This window comes from Actinomadura sp. KC216 (assembly GCF_004348535.1).
GTDB lineage: Bacteria > Actinomycetota > Actinomycetes > Streptosporangiales > Streptosporangiaceae > Spirillospora.
On record NZ_SMJX01000633.1, the window covers coordinates 1 to 1,321 of the forward strand.

General features: G+C 70.1%; 1 protein-coding gene. It reads left to right on the plus strand.

Annotation, left to right across the window (positions count from 1 at the left end):
• Positions 1 to 81: 81 nt before the first annotated feature.
• On the plus strand, positions 82 to 1,321 hold a 1,240-nt coding region (locus E1264_RS42665), incomplete at its 3' end, for a metallophosphoesterase (protein ID WP_243711521.1).

Genomic DNA, 1,321 nt, shown 5'->3' on the forward strand with positions numbered 1-1,321 from the left:
TTCTGCGCCCCCGCCATCCGCCGCACCCGCCCCGTCGTCACCAGCCGCTGGACGCGCCTTTTCCTCGTCTTCGCCATCGGCCTGACAGCCTCCTACGCAGGCCTCCTCCTCGGCGGACGCTACGTCACCCCGGTCGGCCCCGCCGACGTGGAACTGTCCCTCCACCCGTCCCTCCACGGCGGGACGACCCTGGAACTGCCCCCGCTCGGCTCCCTCCAGCTCGACACGCACTGGGGCCCGGTAGCCCTTGAGGCGAGCCTCACCGACGTCCGTCCCGAACAGGCGCAGCGCCTGATCCAGAACGACGCCGAGATCGAGCGGCTCACCGACCAGATCACCGACCAGATCGCCGGCGGCGTGAAACAGCTCCTCATCCGCGCCGCCGTCCTCGCCCTCCTCGCCGGCTTCGCCGCGGGCCTCGTCCTGTTCCGCTCCCTGCGCCGCGCCCTCCTCGGCCTCGCGTCCGCCGCCGTCGGCCTCGTCGCCATCACCCTCCTCACCTGGGCGACGTTCAACCCGCACTCGATCGCAGAGCCCCGCTACACCGGCCTCCTCGCCAACGCGCCCCAGATCGTCGGCGACACCCGCAGCCTCGTCGAACGCTTCTCCGCCTACCGCGCCCAGCTCGCCCGCCTCGTCGGCAACGTCTCCGAGCTGTACGCGACCACCTCCACCCTCCCGACCTACGAGCCGGACCCGTCCACGATCCGCGTCCTGCACGTCTCTGACATCCACCTCAACCCCGCTGCGTGGAACGTTGTAAAGTCCGTCACCACCCAGTTCAAGGTCGACCTCATCGTCGACAGCGGCGACCTCATGGACCACGGCAGCAAGGCAGAGAACAAGTTCGCCGACGAGATATCCGACCTGAAGGTCCCGTACGTCTACGTCCGCGGAAACCACGACTCCATGGACACCCAGCGGGCCGTCGCCCGCGAGAAGAACGCCATCGTCCTGGACGACGCCACCCACGAGGTCAAGGGCCTGCGCATCTACGGTGTCGGCGACCCCCGCTTCACCCCCGACAAGAGCACCCGCGACGACTTCGTCGGCGCCGACCAGATGCGCGCCGAGGGCGCCCTCCTCGCAGAGAAACTCCGCGCCTCGGGCACCACACCGGACCTCGCCGTCGTCCACGACCCGAACGAAGGCGAAGCCTTCTCCGGCCTGACCCCCCTCATCCTCTCCGGCCACGCCCACGCCCGCTCCACCAAGCTCCTCCCCACCGGCACCCGCCTCTTCGTCCAGGGCTCCACCGGCGGCGCCGGCCTCCGCGGCCTGGAACACGAGAAGCCCACCCCCATCGAACTCTCCGTCCTCT